Annotated in this window: 16 protein-coding genes and 2 tRNA genes; 12 read left to right on the forward strand and 6 right to left on the reverse strand. The window is 51.5% G+C overall.

Going from position 1 to position 14,136, the window contains the following annotated elements; genetic code table 11:
* Positions 1-18: 18 nt before the first annotated feature.
* Positions 19-393: a phasin family protein gene (locus ACT3TJ_RS12965; protein ID WP_087107407.1), complete on the reverse strand. Its 375-nt coding sequence runs from the start codon at positions 391-393 to the stop codon at positions 19-21.
* A 240-nt stretch (positions 394-633) separates the two neighbouring features.
* On the opposite strand from ACT3TJ_RS12965, the gene ACT3TJ_RS12970 reads away from it, so the two are divergent.
* Complete coding sequence (locus ACT3TJ_RS12970) at positions 634-2,010, forward strand: class II fumarate hydratase (protein WP_444665814.1); 1,377 nt, start codon at positions 634-636, stop codon at positions 2,008-2,010.
* A gap of 8 nt (positions 2,011-2,018) precedes the next feature.
* On the opposite strand, the gene ACT3TJ_RS12975 is transcribed toward ACT3TJ_RS12970, so the two are convergent.
* Entirely contained in the window at positions 2,019-3,104 is a 1,086-nt protein-coding gene (locus tag ACT3TJ_RS12975; RefSeq protein WP_444665816.1) for an endonuclease/exonuclease/phosphatase family protein, read from the reverse strand.
* Between the two features lie 172 nt (positions 3,105-3,276).
* On the opposite strand from ACT3TJ_RS12975, the gene ACT3TJ_RS12980 reads away from it, so the two are divergent.
* The 3 genes from ACT3TJ_RS12980 (at position 3,277) to ACT3TJ_RS12990 (ending at position 4,025) form a co-directional block, all read left to right on the forward strand.
* Positions 3,277-3,353: transfer RNA gene (locus ACT3TJ_RS12980), tRNA-Val, on the forward strand.
* A gap of 21 nt (positions 3,354-3,374) precedes the next feature.
* Positions 3,375-3,451 (forward strand) — tRNA-Val (locus ACT3TJ_RS12985).
* A 298-nt stretch (positions 3,452-3,749) separates the two neighbouring features.
* Complete coding sequence (locus tag ACT3TJ_RS12990) at positions 3,750-4,025, forward strand: hypothetical protein (protein ID WP_444665817.1); 276 nt, start codon at positions 3,750-3,752, stop codon at positions 4,023-4,025.
* Here the strand turns inward: ACT3TJ_RS12990 and ACT3TJ_RS12995 are convergent.
* The 4 genes from ACT3TJ_RS12995 to ACT3TJ_RS13010 all read right to left on the reverse strand — a co-directional run bounded on the left by ACT3TJ_RS12995 (position 4,022) and on the right by ACT3TJ_RS13010 (position 7,131).
* Complete coding sequence (locus ACT3TJ_RS12995) at positions 4,022-4,489, reverse strand: GAF domain-containing protein (RefSeq protein WP_444628744.1); 468 nt, start codon at positions 4,487-4,489, stop codon at positions 4,022-4,024. The genes ACT3TJ_RS12990 and ACT3TJ_RS12995 overlap by 4 nt on opposite strands.
* A gap of 67 nt (positions 4,490-4,556) precedes the next feature.
* The gene (locus tag ACT3TJ_RS13000) at positions 4,557-5,348 is read right to left on the reverse strand and encodes a MetQ/NlpA family ABC transporter substrate-binding protein (protein ID WP_172118430.1); all 792 of its coding nucleotides are present in this window, start codon (positions 5,346-5,348) and stop codon (positions 4,557-4,559) included.
* A 105-nt stretch (positions 5,349-5,453) separates the two neighbouring features.
* Positions 5,454-6,107 (reverse strand): methionine ABC transporter permease, encoded by a 654-nt coding sequence (locus tag ACT3TJ_RS13005; RefSeq protein ID WP_087107396.1) that lies wholly within the window; start codon positions 6,105-6,107, stop codon positions 5,454-5,456.
* The gene (locus ACT3TJ_RS13010; protein ID WP_444621887.1) at positions 6,088-7,131 is read right to left on the reverse strand and encodes a methionine ABC transporter ATP-binding protein; all 1,044 of its coding nucleotides are present in this window, start codon (positions 7,129-7,131) and stop codon (positions 6,088-6,090) included. The genes ACT3TJ_RS13005 and ACT3TJ_RS13010 overlap by 20 nt, the downstream gene beginning before the upstream one ends.
* 462 nt (positions 7,132-7,593) lie before the next feature.
* Here ACT3TJ_RS13010 and ACT3TJ_RS13015 point away from each other — a divergent pair, with 462 nt between their 5' ends.
* The 8 genes from ACT3TJ_RS13015 to mobB all read left to right on the forward strand — a co-directional run bounded on the left by ACT3TJ_RS13015 (position 7,594) and on the right by mobB (position 14,132).
* Positions 7,594-8,220, forward strand: a complete 627-nt coding sequence (locus ACT3TJ_RS13015) for a riboflavin synthase subunit alpha (RefSeq protein ID WP_444665819.1) — start codon at positions 7,594-7,596, stop codon at positions 8,218-8,220.
* 197 nt (positions 8,221-8,417) lie between these two features.
* On the forward strand, positions 8,418-9,716 hold the full coding sequence (locus ACT3TJ_RS13020) for an NCS2 family permease (RefSeq protein ID WP_172118433.1): 1,299 nt from the start codon (positions 8,418-8,420) through the stop codon (positions 9,714-9,716).
* Between the two features lie 38 nt (positions 9,717-9,754).
* Entirely contained in the window at positions 9,755-10,300 is a 546-nt protein-coding gene (locus tag ACT3TJ_RS13025) for an adenine phosphoribosyltransferase (RefSeq protein ID WP_172118434.1), read from the forward strand.
* A gap of 8 nt (positions 10,301-10,308) precedes the next feature.
* Positions 10,309-10,797, forward strand: a complete 489-nt coding sequence (gene gpt / locus ACT3TJ_RS13030; RefSeq protein WP_087107385.1) for a xanthine phosphoribosyltransferase — start codon at positions 10,309-10,311, stop codon at positions 10,795-10,797.
* Positions 10,790-11,473: a uracil-DNA glycosylase gene (ung, locus tag ACT3TJ_RS13035; RefSeq protein WP_193054653.1), complete on the forward strand. Its 684-nt coding sequence runs from the start codon at positions 10,790-10,792 to the stop codon at positions 11,471-11,473. The genes gpt and ung overlap by 8 nt, the downstream gene beginning before the upstream one ends.
* A gap of 98 nt (positions 11,474-11,571) precedes the next feature.
* A complete protein-coding gene (upp, locus tag ACT3TJ_RS13040; RefSeq protein ID WP_087107382.1) occupies positions 11,572-12,201 on the forward strand; it encodes a uracil phosphoribosyltransferase in 630 nt (209 codons plus the stop codon).
* A gap of 87 nt (positions 12,202-12,288) precedes the next feature.
* Positions 12,289-13,521 carry a uracil-xanthine permease family protein gene (locus tag ACT3TJ_RS13045; RefSeq protein ID WP_444628748.1) on the forward strand — a complete coding sequence of 411 codons (1,233 nt, stop codon included), beginning with the start codon at positions 12,289-12,291 and terminating at the stop codon, positions 13,519-13,521.
* A 50-nt stretch (positions 13,522-13,571) separates the two neighbouring features.
* Positions 13,572-14,132, forward strand: a complete 561-nt coding sequence (mobB, locus tag ACT3TJ_RS13050) for a molybdopterin-guanine dinucleotide biosynthesis protein B (protein WP_172118438.1) — start codon at positions 13,572-13,574, stop codon at positions 14,130-14,132.
* Positions 14,133-14,136 lie beyond the last annotated feature (4 nt).

The raw sequence follows: 14,136 nt of genomic DNA on the forward strand, positions 1-14,136 counted from the left end.
TTCAGAACTTAAAAAAAATCAGGTCGTTTGACGCATCTTGCCAGCAGCAGCTTGTGCTTGTTTCACGTTTTCTTCGGTTAGTTTTTGGCTTTTCTTGAAATAATCTTGCTGAAGCGAAACCACTTTATCGGCATCGCCTTTCACACGTTCCGCTAGCTGCTTAACAACCTGCTGTTGGCCTTCCATATAATTACGCAATCCTTGCGGATCTTTAACGCTGGTTAGCTGGCGCAATTGATTAATACCCGTCTCAGCATAAGCCTGGTTTGCTTCCACCTGAGCGTTCAGCATCTTTTCGGCATAATCAATCGTTAGCGCAGCATAAGCGCGTGCAGGGGCCATAAAGACGTTATCAAACTGCTGGTTCATTTCATTTGTGTTGAATGCATTCATTATGAAACTCCTGCCTGAACAATAAAAATGTCATTAGTTTAGCGTTTCTGCAGTGCAGCATAGCAGTCGTTTTTGTGCGCTGCAATATAAAGAGGCAGGCTTAATGTGAGCATGATGGGACATGATGGTTTACCTGGCCGGTTGGAGCGTCTAGTTTGAATAACGGCAGCGGTTGAGAAGGGATTTGCCCACGTGATCGCTTGTAGATAAGGTTGATTACCACTCAAAGGAGAGAATCATATGGATACTCGTATCGAGCGCGATAGCATGGGTGAGCTTGAAGTGCCTTCTTCCGCGCTTTATGGCGCTCAAACGCAGCGGGCCATTAATAATTTTCCGGTGTCTCACACCCCTATGCCCCCCGCGTTTATCCATTCCGTAGCGCGGATAAAGCTGGCTGCAGCGCGGGCTAACCAGCAGTTGGGCCTGTTGGATGATGCTAGAGCCAAGGCTATTCAAAACGCAGCACAGGCTGTGATTAACGGGCAGCACGACGACCAGTTCCCGATCGACATTTTTCAAACGGGCTCGGGCACTTCTACCAATATGAACGTGAATGAAGTATTGGCTACGCTGGCAAGCCGTGAAGGTGTCGATGTGACGCCTAATGATCACGTGAATATGGGGCAATCAAGCAATGACGTTATCCCAACCGCCATACATGTGTCAGCAGCGATTGCGGTTAGTGAGTCTCTCAAGCCAGCACTTGAGCATTTAAAGACCTGTATTGATCAGCGTGCCGAGGAGCTAAAAGATGTTGTCAAAACGGGACGCACCCATTTAATGGATGCGATGCCGTTACGTATGGACCAGGAACTCGGGGCCTGGTCGAGTCAATTAGGGCAGGCTATTGAGCGATTCGACAGCGCGATGAGCAGGCTATGCCGCTTGGCGCAGGGTGGGACAGCGGTTGGTACGGGTATTAATGCACCTGAGGGATTCGCTGAGCAGGTAGCCAAAGAGCTAAGCGAGCAAACCGGGCTTAATTTTGCACCCAACGATAGTTTTTTTGCCAGTCTTTCATCTCAGGATGCCGCCGTTGAACTATCCGGGCAGTTAAAAGGCCTCGCGTGCGTCATTATGAAGATTGCCAACGACTTACGCTGGATGAACTCAGGCCCCTTGGCTGGGCTCGGCGAAATTGAGCTTGAGGCGCTTCAGCCGGGTAGTTCCATCATGCCGGGCAAAGTTAACCCTGTGATTCCTGAGTCGGCAGCGCAGGCGTCAGCCCAGGTGATTGGGTTGGATTCGGCCATTACCGTGGCAGGTCAGAGTGGTAATTTTCAGTTGAACGTCATGCTGCCACTGGTGGCAACGAATTTGCTCACGGCGATTACGCTAATGAGTAATACGTCACGGCTACTGGCGGATAGAGCAATTGCAACGTTCAAGGTGCGAGAAGATAACTTGCAAGGCCCCTTGGCTCGAAATCCGATTCTGGTGACCGCGCTTAATGGCGTGATTGGCTATAATGCCGCGGCGGCAGTGGCTAAAAAAGCCTACCAGGCAGGTAGGCCTATCATTGATGTTGCTGAGGAAGAGACGGATCTGGATCGTAAAACGCTGGAACGCCTTTTGGATCCAGGCGTATTGACCCAGGGAGGCGTTCCGGAGTAACCCGTCGATCAGGTTGGTTGCTTCTCGGTTTTGCCTTTTTGAATCGTTTCGCTGGCTTGTTGATGCTCTTTGCTGTCTGCTTCGGGTCGCTCCTGCTCATTTTGGCGAGAGGGCTGATAGCATAGGGTGGCGAGAATAGGAAAGTGGTCAGACCCAAAGGCATCAAGGCGCTGCATGTTGACCAGGGTGAAGTGGTTGGTTACAAAAATGTGATCAAGAGGCCAGCGTAATAAGGGGTTCTTGGCGTGGAAGGTGCTAAACATGCCCCGTCCGCGCCTGGGGTCAAGCATGCCGCTAACCCTGCAAAATAGTCGAGTGGTACGTGACCAGGCGACGTCATTCAGATCGCCGGCGACCAGGGTAGGCTGGGGCGTTTGGTGCACCTCTTGGCCCACCCATAAAAGTTCGGCATCACGCCATAACGACTTTTCGCTTTCTGATGGCGCAGGTGGGCGAGGGTGGACGGCATATAGGCGAATATAATCGCCGCTTTCAAGCTGTACCTGAGTATGAATGGAAGGGATATCCTCCTGAATTAGCCACTTAACAGAGGTCTCTTTCAGCGGCAAGAGCGAATAAAGATGCATGCCGTACAAGTTATCTAAAGGCACTTTAACGTTATATTTCCAGCGTTCTGCTAACTCGGCGTCGAGCTTATCCTGCCACCACTGATCGGACTCAAGGGTTAAAATGATATCCGGCTGGTGTTGCTGGATCATCCCTAATAATCCTTCCGTGTGCCGATTTGGCGTCAGCACATTGGCAATTAAAAGCGTAATGTGCTGTTTGCTGGAAGACTGCTTGGATGCGTTTTTAACGTCCACTGGCCATAGCCGGGTCCAAGGCAAGATATATTGGCTTTGTAAAGCGACGGTGATGAGAACGATAACCCAAATCGCGGTACGCCAATTGCCAAGTGATAGAAAGACGAGAGCGGATACCCCACAAAGCAGCGACAGAGTTGCTATTTGTACGCGAGGGAATTCAAAGCAGCGGATCCACCACCAGCGAAGAGGGATGCGTGCAATCAGTGTTGCAAGCAGTGGTATTAACGCTATGCACGCAAGGAGGGGGGCAAGGAGAGGGGCGAGCATTATTGGTTTCCTGCTTTAGAAAGAGGAGTGGGCGGTTTAAAACGCTGAAAATTTAAATACCCACTTACGTAGCGATTTTATAGCGAGATAGGGCGTGAGTGGGTTGTTCAGAAAGAAAAAATTAGCTTGCAATGCAGTGATAAATAAGTAGAATACGCATCCGTTGCACGACAGGACCATAGCTCAGTTGGTTAGAGCGCCACGTTGACATCGTGGAGGTCGGCGGTTCAAATCCGCCTGGTCCTACCATCATCGCAACCTTTTCTATTTAGGACCATAGCTCAGTTGGTTAGAGCGCCACGTTGACATCGTGGAGGTCGGCGGTTCAAATCCGCCTGGTCCTACCAAATTGTTAGCCCCGTGCTTTTTTAAGCGCGGGGTTTTTTTGTTTAGCGTCGCTTTCATGCCGTGCACGTTTATTGCGCGCAGCATTGCTATTCAGGCACAGCTTACCTTGTCGGGTGTAACGCCCAGTGATCAGGCTGTGTCTTTTGGCGTGAGGTGGTACCTGGTGAGATGGTACCTGTCACGATAACGTCATGCTTCATAAAGTACAATATGTGTATAGCTATTGGCGTGGCGCTATGCGGGAATTCGCGCTGTGATGAACAACTCTCTCCATGAACATGATTCAAGGATGAAGATATGTATCTTAACTTATTGCCCCGTTGGGCCTCAGTTTTTGGTGGCTTAAAGTTAGGCCGTAAATCTGCAAATAAACCGCCGCTAGTGAGCGGTAATAGTGAGAGTGTGGAGCTTGATGAGTATTTTCATACGGCTCAAGAGCTAGGGTTGAGCCGCTATAAGGCAGAAGAAATATTCAACCAAACGCTAAGAAAAGCGCGCCGCCGCTCTGAACTATCCATGAGCGACGTTATTTTTCGCGCTTACTGTACCATTCATCTACATGCTTACCACTAGCGGGTCGGTAGATCTGTTTGGCGCTGAAAAGTCGCTATTAGCGCTTCGATTCCTGCCTGATCGTCTGCGGTAAAGCGCGCAGGTAGTGGGCTGTCCAGGTCTAGAACGCCCCAGAGAAAGCCTTCTATCACGATGGGAATGACCAGCTCGGAGCGTGAGTCGGCATCGCAGGCAATATGGTCTGCGACGGCGTGTACATCATCGACCCGCTGTGTCTGCTGCTGGCGCGCTGCGGCTCCGCATACGCCTTTGCTAAAAGGGATGGGGTGGCAGGCGGGCTTGCCCTGAAAAGGCCCTAGCCCCAGGATCTCGGGTTGACGCTGAAGATAAAATCCCACCCAGTTTAGATCAGGTACTTCCTGCTGAATGAACGCGCACATTTGAGCGCTGTTGGTAAGCCAGTCGCGTGTATCAAGCAGGGCTTCGAGCTGGCGGTTGAGTAGTGCGTAATTAATGGTTGGCATCATTATCTCGTCATAAACGCATCAGGCCGACACTAAGGTCGGCCTGATGAGGTGCTTGCTGAAGGGGTTATTCAGTCCAGCCCGGCACGGCAGCACCTTTAAACAGCTCTTCAGCTTTAGCTGCTACTTCGTCGCGCTGATAGGCATCCACTAGTTGGCGAATATCTTCACGCTCTTCGTCACCGCCGCGTACGGCAATAAGGTTCACGTAGGGAGACTCAGGCCCTTCTTTGATCAGGGCATCGTCAAGCTTCAAGCCAGCTGGCTGGGCGAACGTGTTGTTGATAAACGCCATGTCGACATCGCGCAATACACGGGGCAACTGGGCAGCTTCAATTTCACGGAAGCGGAAGTTGCGCGGATTCTCGGCGATATCGATCGGCGTCGCTTCCAGATACTCCGGGTCGTTCAGTGTGATCAGGCCTTCGTTATGCATCAAAATCAGCGCACGACCTTCATTGGAAGGGTCGTTGGGCAGTGCAATCTGCGCGCCGTCGGGCAGGTCTTCAATGCTATCGAATTTTTCTGAATAAGCACCGATCGGATAAACAAAGGTATAGCCTGCAACGGCAAGGTCATAGCCGCGATCGCTAACCATGGCATTCAAGTAAGGGGCGTGCTGGTAGGCGTTGGCATCAAGGCTACCGTCGGCCAGCGCAACGTTGGGCGTTACGTAGTCGGTAAATTCGATAATTTCGACATTAAGGTCGTACTCTTCTTTGGCAATCCGCGCCGCCACTTCCATGACTTCAGTTTCGGGGCCTGCAACGGTACCCATTTTCAGCGTGCGGGTTTCTGCGTTTGCAACGTTAACGGCCAGTGCCAAGGCTGTCAGGCTACCAATTATTAGTTTTTGCATGATAAGTCTCCTAATACGTTGTATCGTCATTTTTTAATAATATTGGAATAAGAAAAATAATCCTAATGTTTTTTTGTTATAAGTGAGCATGGCCAATTGCGACCACTATTTACGATCACTTTTGCGCACCAGATAGTCGCCCAGGCTTTGAAAGCCTTGCACCATGACCACCAAAATAATCACGGTAATCAGCATAATAGTGGGGTTAAAACGGTTGTACCCATAACGGATGCCCAGGTCCCCCAGGCCGCCACCACCTACCGCACCCGCCATAGCGGAGTAACTGACTAGCGTTACCAGCGTAATGGTTAAGCCTGTAATGATGCCGCCTCGCGCCTCTGGTACAAGTACCTTGCGAATAATCTGCCACGGGGTTGCGCCCATGGACTGAGCAGATTCCACCAGGCCTGGCGACACCTCATTGAGTGCGCCCTCTATCAGGCGCGCCACAAAAGGGATGGCCGCAATGGTTAGGGGAACTGATGCGGCGTTGATGCCTATCGAGGTGCCTACCAGCATGCGTGTGAACGGGATGATGGCTACCATCAAAATAATGAAAGGAATCGAGCGGCCAATATTAGTAATAATGCTCAATACCTGATTAAGCACTGGCTGGGCCAGAATTTGCCTTGGCCGTGTCGCGTACAACAATACGCCTAATGGTAGGCCGAGCAGTGTCGAAATGACGCCAGAGATGGCCACCATATACAGCGTATCCAGCGTGGCCTGTAAAATAAGGTCAAACATTGCGCTGGACATAACCAAGTACCTCGACTTCTAACTGGTGAGACTGAAGATAATCCATTGCCTGTTGCGTCTGCTCTGTCGTGCCAAGCAGTTCTGCAATCATAAGCCCTAAAGTGCGATCCTGAATGGACTCGACTTTGGCCTGTAAAATGCTGACATCCACATTGCACTCGCGGGCCAGGCGGGAGATAAGCGGCGTTGAGACGGCATCGCCAGAAAACGTTAGACGTACGACGGGGTGAGTGGTCTCTCCTGGCGTATCGCTTAAGCGTTCGATCAGCTCTTTAGGGGGGCTAAGCTGGAGAAAATCGTTCAAAAATTCGCGGCCAAGCTGAGTGCTGGGGGCCGTGAAAAAGTCGCCGACTTCTGCGTCTTCCACTAGTGTGCCGTTGGAAATAAGGCTTACGCGGTGGCAAATTGACTTAACCACTTCCATTTCATGGGTAATCAACAAGATAGTGATACCCAACTGGTGATTAATATCACGCAGCAACTCAAGAATAGAGCCGGTAGTTTGTGGATCTAATGCCGATGTTGCTTCATCACACAGCAGTACATTGGGTTGGCTGGCCAGAGCGCGGGCGATAGCAACACGCTGCTTTTGGCCACCCGAGAGCTGCGCGGGATACTGTTTGGCTTTGTCCGCCAGCCCGACCATTTCCAGTAGCGGGAGTACGCGGTGTTGAATGGCGCTACGTTTTTCACCCATTAGTTCAAGCGGCAGAGCAACGTTATCAAACACGTTCCGCGTAGTAAGCAAGTTGAAGTGCTGGAAAATCATGCCAATGCGGTGACGTGCCTGGTTTAGGGCGCCGCCGTTTAAGCGAGTCATCTCTTGGCCATCCACGGTCACGCTGCCACTGGTTGGCCGCTCAAGTAAGTTAACGCAACGGATTAGCGTGGATTTCCCAGCGCCGGATAGGCCGATAACGCCGTGAATAGCGCCTCTAGGTACGTGCAAATTAACATCTTTCAAGGCGTGAACGGCGTTATTGCCGCTGCCATAAGTTTTACTGACGTTGCTAAGTTCAATCATAGCGTCTGCCTTAATAGGAGGCCAAAGACGGAGTGCAAGGGAGCAAGCGTAGGGCGAGGAATAAAAAAAAGGCCACCCTTTCGGGTGGCCATCAACGCTGGACACACCCTTTTAGCTGCACTTCACCAAACCTGTGGCTTGGTGGGCGCCCGCAATATGGGTACAAATCGGCGCCATTACATGGGCCGAAAGTCTAAGCAGCCCCTTCCTCTTTGTCAATTGAAACCGGCTGCTTTACGCGTGTGGCCGCTTGATTAGGCGCAGTCGTGCGTTTTTAAACGTTTTTAGGCGTACTGCACTTTGCTTTGCGTCCATCAAGGCATTTGATTAGCGTCACGCATGCTGCTCATCATACTTTCCCGGGTGCGGTGTGCGCATTGTTAACTTCTCACGGATAAACTTGCGCCGGGTTGATTTCGTGTTTGAATAGGCGCTTTCACAGCGACGTAGTAAGGGTGGATTATGTTTACCGGCATCGTACAGGGCACCGCAAGTATAGTAGAGGTGCATGAACTTGACGCGTTTCGAACCCATGTAGTGGCATTGCCACCCGAAATGCGTGAAGGGTTGGAAATTGGTGCGTCAGTGGCCCATAACGGCGTGTGTTTAACGGTTACCGCTATTGATGGCGATAACGTTAGTTTTGATTTGATGCGCGAAACCCTGCGCTTGACTAATCTTGGTGCACTTGAACCGGGTGGGCGCGTCAATATAGAGCGTGCTGCACGGTTTGGCGACGAGATTGGGGGGCATTCGATGTCCGGCCATATTATCTGTATGGCCAGCGTCGTCGCGATAGAAGAAGCTCCCAATAACCGTCGGCTTTGGTTTTCTCTACCCGACACGATTGGCCGCTTTGTGTTTGAAAAGGGGTATATCGGTGTTGATGGCATCAGTTTGACGGTCGGAGATGTACGGCGCGCGGCAGATGATGGCGGCATTGAGTTCAGTGTGAATCTGATACCCGAAACGCTCTCACGCACCATGCTCAAAGAGCGTCTGCCTGGCGATAAGGTCAATATTGAAATTGATCCGCAAACGCAGGTGATTGTCGAAACGGTCGAGCGCGTGCTGGCTAAACGATTATAAGAAAGCAGCGGGTGGTTGGCTGACCTGTTGGTTCGCTGATGGCCTGAAGATTGCTAGCGTTAGTGTCAGTGGAGGTGGCTCCGCTTAAACCGGCTGTGCGTTAGGTACTCGCATCGCGCGGGAGCTTTCGGTAATATGTGCGGCTTTTCTCGCTCCAAGGGGACGCATACTGCGTTTGCGCGAAGGATAAAACATACATGAAACTTCTGGATAAGTATTTCAAGCTCACTGAGCTAAATACGAATGTGAAAACAGAGGTGGTCGCCGGGATCACAACGTTCCTGACGATGGCTTATATCATTTTCGTAAACCCTAGCATCCTGTCGGAAGCGGGTATGGACTACGGTGCCGTCTTTGTCGCGACGTGCGTGGCGGCAGCGATTGGCTGCTTCGTGATGGGCATTTGGGCTAATTACCCCATTGCGCAAGCACCGGGGATGGGGCTTAACGCCTTCTTCACTTACGGCGTGGTGCTAGGTATGGGATATACCTGGGAAGCCGCGCTTGGTGCGGTCTTCTTCTCGGGTTTGATATTCTTCGTATTGAGTGTTTTTAAAGTCCGTGAGTGGATTATCAACTCGATACCACTCTCGCTACGCTTAGGGATTGCGGCAGGGATAGGGCTTTTTCTGGCCATGATTGCGCTTAAAAACGCAGGTATTGTGGTGGCTAATCCGGCGACTCTGGTCGCGATGGGAGATCTTTCACAGCCAGCGGCTCTTTATTCATTGCTGGGCTTTTTTGTGATTACGGCGTTGGCGTACCTGCGGGTCAAGGGCGCGGTATTAATTGGTATCCTGGGCATTACTCTCATTTCGATGCTGTTGGGCCATAATGCATACAACGGTGTGATGTCGATGCCGCCCTCTATCGCGCCTACCTTTATGGCGATGGATCTGGTGGGCGCCCTTGATGTGGCGATGCTCAGCGTTATTTTTGCGTTCCTGTTTGTTGACCTGTTCGATACATCCGGCACGCTGGTAGGGGTTGCTCATCGGGGTAATCTACTCGACAAGGATGGCAAACTGCCTCGTATCGGGCGCGCCATGATGGCCGATAGCACAGCATCCATGGCAGGCGCGGCACTCGGTACCTCAACCACCACGAGCTATATCGAATCAACGGCGGGTATTGCATCGGGTGGGCGAACAGGCCTAACAGCCGTCGTGGTCGGTGTACTGTTTTTAATCAGTCTTTTCTTTGCGCCGTTAGCAGGCTCTATCCCGGCTTATGCCACTGCCGGTGCGCTGCTGTACGTTGCGGTACTCATGGCGGGCAGTTTATCCCATGCGAACTGGGAAGACCCAACCGATGCTGCTCCGGTATTAATTGCAGCATTGGCAATGCCGCTGACGTTTTCAATTGCTGACGGTATTGCCTTGGGCTTTATTAGCTTTGTAGGAATTAAAACGCTTTCAGGCCGGTTTAGCGACCTGAATCCTGCTGTCGTGATTCTGGCCTTGCTGTTTGCAGCGAAGTTTCTATTCCTGGGTTAATTACCCAGGCTATTTATTATTAATCTATGAGAGACGCGATGAGCATCTACGGTGACTACATTAAGTCGGTTATTCGCACCGTTCCTGATTGGCCTGAGCAGGGGGTGAACTTTCGTGATATCACTCCGTTATTACAAAACAGTGCGGCGTTTCGCAAACTAATTGATAGTTTCGTGCATCGCTATCAGGAAATGAACCTGGATGCCATCGCCGCGATTGATGCGCGTGGTTTCATTATCGGTGCACCGCTCGCCTATGAGCTAGGTTGTAGCTTTGTACCGGTGCGCAAAAAAGGCAAACTGCCTTTTAAAACGATCAGTGAAACCTACAAGCTGGAATACGGTCATTCGGAAGTAGAACTACATTCTGACGCTTTTCAGGAAGGTGACCGGATCCTGCTGATGGATGACCTGATTGCTACCGGTGGCACCATGTTGGCCGCCGCCAACCTTATTCAGCGTTCTGGCGGACATGTTGTAGAAACCGCCACTATTATTGACCTACCCGAGTTGGGCGGTTCTCAGAAAATTCGCGATGCTGGCTTCAGCGTATTCGCGGTATGTTCTTTCAACGAAGACGAGTAACGCCTCTCATGAGCAGCGAACGCTATCACCAACACTTCATTATTTCCTGGGACCAGCTGCACCGAGATGTGCGTCAGCTTTGCCACCAAATGATGGAGCGGGACTTCAAGGGTATTGTGGCGATTACCCGTGGCGGGTTAATCCCAGCGGCACTTATTGCACGTGAGCTTAACGTGCGCCTGATTGATACGATCTGTATTAAAAGCTATGACCATATGGATCAGGGCGGTCTGAATATCATGAAGGGCGTTGACCATGATGGCGAAGGTTGGCTGTTGGTCGATGATCTGGTGGATACCGGTAAAACCGCGCGTGCGGTACGTGAAATGATGCCTAAAGCGCATTTTGTCACTATCTATGCCAAGCCAGAAGGGCGCCCTTTAGTTGACCAATATCTCACTGAAGTGGCTCAGCAGTGCTGGATTCAATTCCCTTGGGATATGGGAGTTGCCTATGTTGAGCCTCTCGTTGATCAAGTTAAAAGGACTTATGACTAATCCATTAACGAACGACTGGGGCCGGTGGCTCGGTGATGAATTTCAAGCCGACTATATGAAGGCGTTGAAACAGTTCTTGGCTCAGGAAAAAGCGGCTAAAAAGGTTATTTACCCTCACTCTTCTGATTGGTTTCGTGCGTTTGAACTGACGCCATTGGAAGAGGTGAAAGTCGTTATTCTAGGTCAGGACCCGTACCACGGCCCCCGTCAAGCGCATGGGTTAAGCTTTTCTGTTCAGCCGGGGGTGAAAATCCCCCCATCGCTTGCCAATATTTATAAAGAACTGGCAAACGATGTGGGCGTTAAACCGGTGCCGCATGGCAGCCTGGTTAGCTGGGCCAAACAAGGCGTTTTGCTGTTAAACACGGCGTTAACCGTTGAGCAAGGCAATGCCGCGTCGCACCGCGGCAAAGGTTGGGAGCCGTTTACCGATCGAGCAATCGAAACGGTAAGTCAGCATGCTCCGCCGTGCGTGTTTTTGTTATGGGGTAGTCATGCGCGCCAGAAAAAAGCGCTGATTGATCAGCGGCGCCATTTAGTGCTGGAGTCGCCCCATCCTTCGCCGCTGTCTGCCCATCGGGGCTTTTTTGGCAATCACCAGTTTTCTCAAGCGAACCAGTTCCTGGTGGGGCAAGGACGTTCGCCCGTTGAATGGCAACTGCCCGAAAGCGCTTAACCTGATGGACAGATGCAGGTAGAATGCGCGCAATTTTGTATGCCTGAAGATGCGGCCTGAGTCGTTATCCTGATATCACACTGCAGTGAGGAAGCCCCATGAGTGTCTACGCCATTAACCATCCGCTTGTTCAACATAAGCTGGGACTGATGCGCGAAGTTGATTTGAGCACCAAGAGCTTTCGTGAACTGGCAGGTGAAGTGGCCAAGCTCTTGACTTACGAGGCCACGAAAGGCCTGGAGCTTGAGGATCACGAAATTCAAGGTTGGAACGGCGAGCCTATCGCTACACGCCGACTTAAAGGTAAAAAAGTAACGGTTGTGCCCATTCTGCGGGCTGGTTTAGGCATGCTGGAAGGCGTTACGGATTTGATTCCCAGCGCGCGCGTCAGCGTTGTCGGCCTTTATCGCGATGAAGAAACGCTGCAGCCTGTGCCGTATTTTGCGAAATTCGCTAACGATATTGAAGAGCGTATGGCGCTGGTGATTGACCCGATGTTGGCAACCGGTGGTTCCATGATCGCCACACTGGACATGCTGCGTGAGCGGGGCTGTGAGCATATGAAGATCATTGTTCTTGTCGCTGCTCCCGAAGGCATCAAGCGTGTGCAGGATGCTTACCCAGACGTGGAAATTTATACGGCCTCGGTAGACGATCGACTCGATGAGAATAGTTATATCGTGCCGGGATTGGGAGATGCCGGCGATAAGATATTTGGAACGCGTTAAGCGTTTTGCCTAACGGTGCCCCTTACGCTTCGCGTTGGGGGCATTTTTTTGCCTTTTCGATATAAATTGATTCCTGGGAGTTGAGTGATGAGTAATGCTGGCAGCCGGTCCGAGTCTTGGCCGAAGGTACTGCTGACCGGAGCACAAATGCTGTTTGTCGCATTTGGCGCGTTGGTACTGGTTCCACTGTTAACGGGCCTGGATCCAAGTGTTGCACTTTTTACTGCCGGTGCGGGAACGCTAATATTTCATGCGGTTACTAAGCAGTCGGTGCCGGTGTTTTTGGCGTCCTCGTTTGCGTTTATCGCGCCTATCCAAGGGTCTATTGCCAGTTTCGGTGTTTCCGCGACGCTTGGCGGTTTAATGGTAGCCGGTCTTGTGTATGTCATTATTTCCCAGATCATACGCGTACGCGGTATCGGTTGGCTAAATCGTTTGTTACCGGCGGTGGTGGTTGGCCCGGTCATCATGGTGATTGGCCTGGCGTTAGCGCCGGTGGCCGTTAGCATGGCAACCGGGGAAACCAGCGACAATATCAGCTATGGTCAAGCGATCTTTTTATCCATGGCCAGCCTGCTGGTGACGCTGGTATTAGCGGTATTTGGGCGTGGCCTGCTGCGTTTGATTCCCATTATGGGGGGGATCGTTACCGGTTATGCACTCTCCCTGGTGATGGGGGTTGTCGATTTTACACCGGTACATGAAGCGGCCTGGCTTGGAATACCCAATTTTACGGCGCCTAGCTTTCATTGGGCGGCTATTTTATTCATGATTCCTGTGGCCATTGCGCCTGCGGTTGAGCATATCGGAGATATGGTGGCGATTGGTTCGGTAACGCGTAAAAATTATCTCGAAAAACCGGGCCTGCACCGTACATTGCTGGGCGATGGTTTGGCGACTATGGCGGCGGCACTGTTTGGCGGCCCACCCAACACGACGTATTCCGAAGTAACCGGTGCCGTAACGCTGACGCGGGCGTTTAACCCTGTTTATATGATTGTCGCGGCGATTATCGCCATTCTGCTGGCCTTTATTTCCAAGCTGGGTGCACTGTTGCAAACGATTCCAGGTCCGGTAATGGGCGGCATTATGACGCTGCTGTTTGGCTCGATTGCTGTCGTCGGAATGAATACGCTAGTACGTGCGGGTCAGTCGCTAACCGCGCCACGCAATCTGGTGGTGGTGTCGTTGATTTTAGTGTTTGGTATTGGCGGCATGCAATTTGGGGGAGGCCAATTTACCCTGCAGGGCGTAAGCTTGGCGGCTCTCGTAGGTATCGTACTGAATTGGCTATTGCCTCGTGAGCGCGAAGGGGAGTAACAGCTCCCTTGTCCTTATCAGGATTCATTGCCAGGGAAGGAGACATGTATATGGTAAGTAATGTAGCCACTGCATTTCCCGTACTCGGCGTTGTCGCTTGGAGTGGAACGGGAAAAACGACGCTACTAACGCAGTTGCTGCCACGGTTGCGCCAGGCAGGGCTAAAGGTAGCTGTCATAAAGCATGCCCATCACAGTTTTGAAGTGGATAAACCCGGTAAAGATAGCTATGAGCTGCGTAGCGCCGGGGCGGCACCGATGCTGGTCGCCTCACGGGAACGCTTTGCGCTAATGCAGGAAACGCCGGGTCAGGATGAGCCAGACCTGGCAGCGTTGCTGGCGATGATGGCTTACCATGAGCCAGACCTTGTGATCGTCGAAGGATTCAAAGCATGGCCCATTCCCAAGCTCGTACTGTATCGTAAGGGAATTGGAGAGCCGTCTATTCTTCATGATGCGACGATTCAGGCGGTGGCACTTGATGATCAACCACCGGTTGAGCTTGACCCCCGGATTACCCCGCTAAACCTTAATGATATCGATGCAATTACTCACTGGGTGCGTACGTGGGCTAGCACTCAACCCAATGGCACATTTTTAAAACATAGGTGATAAA

The organism is Halomonas sp. AOP30-A1-24 (genome assembly GCF_052378165.1).
Taxonomy (GTDB): domain Bacteria; phylum Pseudomonadota; class Gammaproteobacteria; order Pseudomonadales; family Halomonadaceae; genus Vreelandella; species Vreelandella citrativorans.

Coding starts and splice junctions, on each gene's coding strand:
- ACT3TJ_RS12965 (WP_087107407.1), bottom strand. CDS start 393: ATGAATGCATTCAACACAAATGAAATGAACCAGCAGTTTGATAACGTC.
- ACT3TJ_RS12970 (WP_444665814.1), top strand. CDS start 634: ATGGATACTCGTATCGAGCGCGATAGCATGGGTGAGCTTGAAGTGCCT.
- ACT3TJ_RS12975 (WP_444665816.1), bottom strand. CDS start 3,104: ATGCTCGCCCCTCTCCTTGCCCCCCTCCTTGCGTGCATAGCGTTAATA.
- ACT3TJ_RS12990 (WP_444665817.1), top strand. CDS start 3,750: ATGTATCTTAACTTATTGCCCCGTTGGGCCTCAGTTTTTGGTGGCTTA.
- ACT3TJ_RS12995 (WP_444628744.1), bottom strand. CDS start 4,489: ATGCCAACCATTAATTACGCACTACTCAACCGCCAGCTCGAAGCCCTG.
- ACT3TJ_RS13000 (WP_172118430.1), bottom strand. CDS start 5,348: ATGCAAAAACTAATAATTGGTAGCCTGACAGCCTTGGCACTGGCCGTT.
- ACT3TJ_RS13005 (WP_087107396.1), bottom strand. CDS start 6,107: ATGTCCAGCGCAATGTTTGACCTTATTTTACAGGCCACGCTGGATACG.
- ACT3TJ_RS13010 (WP_444621887.1), bottom strand. CDS start 7,131: ATGATTGAACTTAGCAACGTCAGTAAAACTTATGGCAGCGGCAATAAC.
- ACT3TJ_RS13015 (WP_444665819.1), top strand. CDS start 7,594: ATGTTTACCGGCATCGTACAGGGCACCGCAAGTATAGTAGAGGTGCAT.
- ACT3TJ_RS13020 (WP_172118433.1), top strand. CDS start 8,418: ATGAAACTTCTGGATAAGTATTTCAAGCTCACTGAGCTAAATACGAAT.
- ACT3TJ_RS13025 (WP_172118434.1), top strand. CDS start 9,755: ATGAGCATCTACGGTGACTACATTAAGTCGGTTATTCGCACCGTTCCT.
- gpt (WP_087107385.1), top strand. CDS start 10,309: ATGAGCAGCGAACGCTATCACCAACACTTCATTATTTCCTGGGACCAG.
- ung (WP_193054653.1), top strand. CDS start 10,790: ATGACTAATCCATTAACGAACGACTGGGGCCGGTGGCTCGGTGATGAA.
- upp (WP_087107382.1), top strand. CDS start 11,572: ATGAGTGTCTACGCCATTAACCATCCGCTTGTTCAACATAAGCTGGGA.
- ACT3TJ_RS13045 (WP_444628748.1), top strand. CDS start 12,289: ATGAGTAATGCTGGCAGCCGGTCCGAGTCTTGGCCGAAGGTACTGCTG.
- mobB (WP_172118438.1), top strand. CDS start 13,572: ATGGTAAGTAATGTAGCCACTGCATTTCCCGTACTCGGCGTTGTCGCT.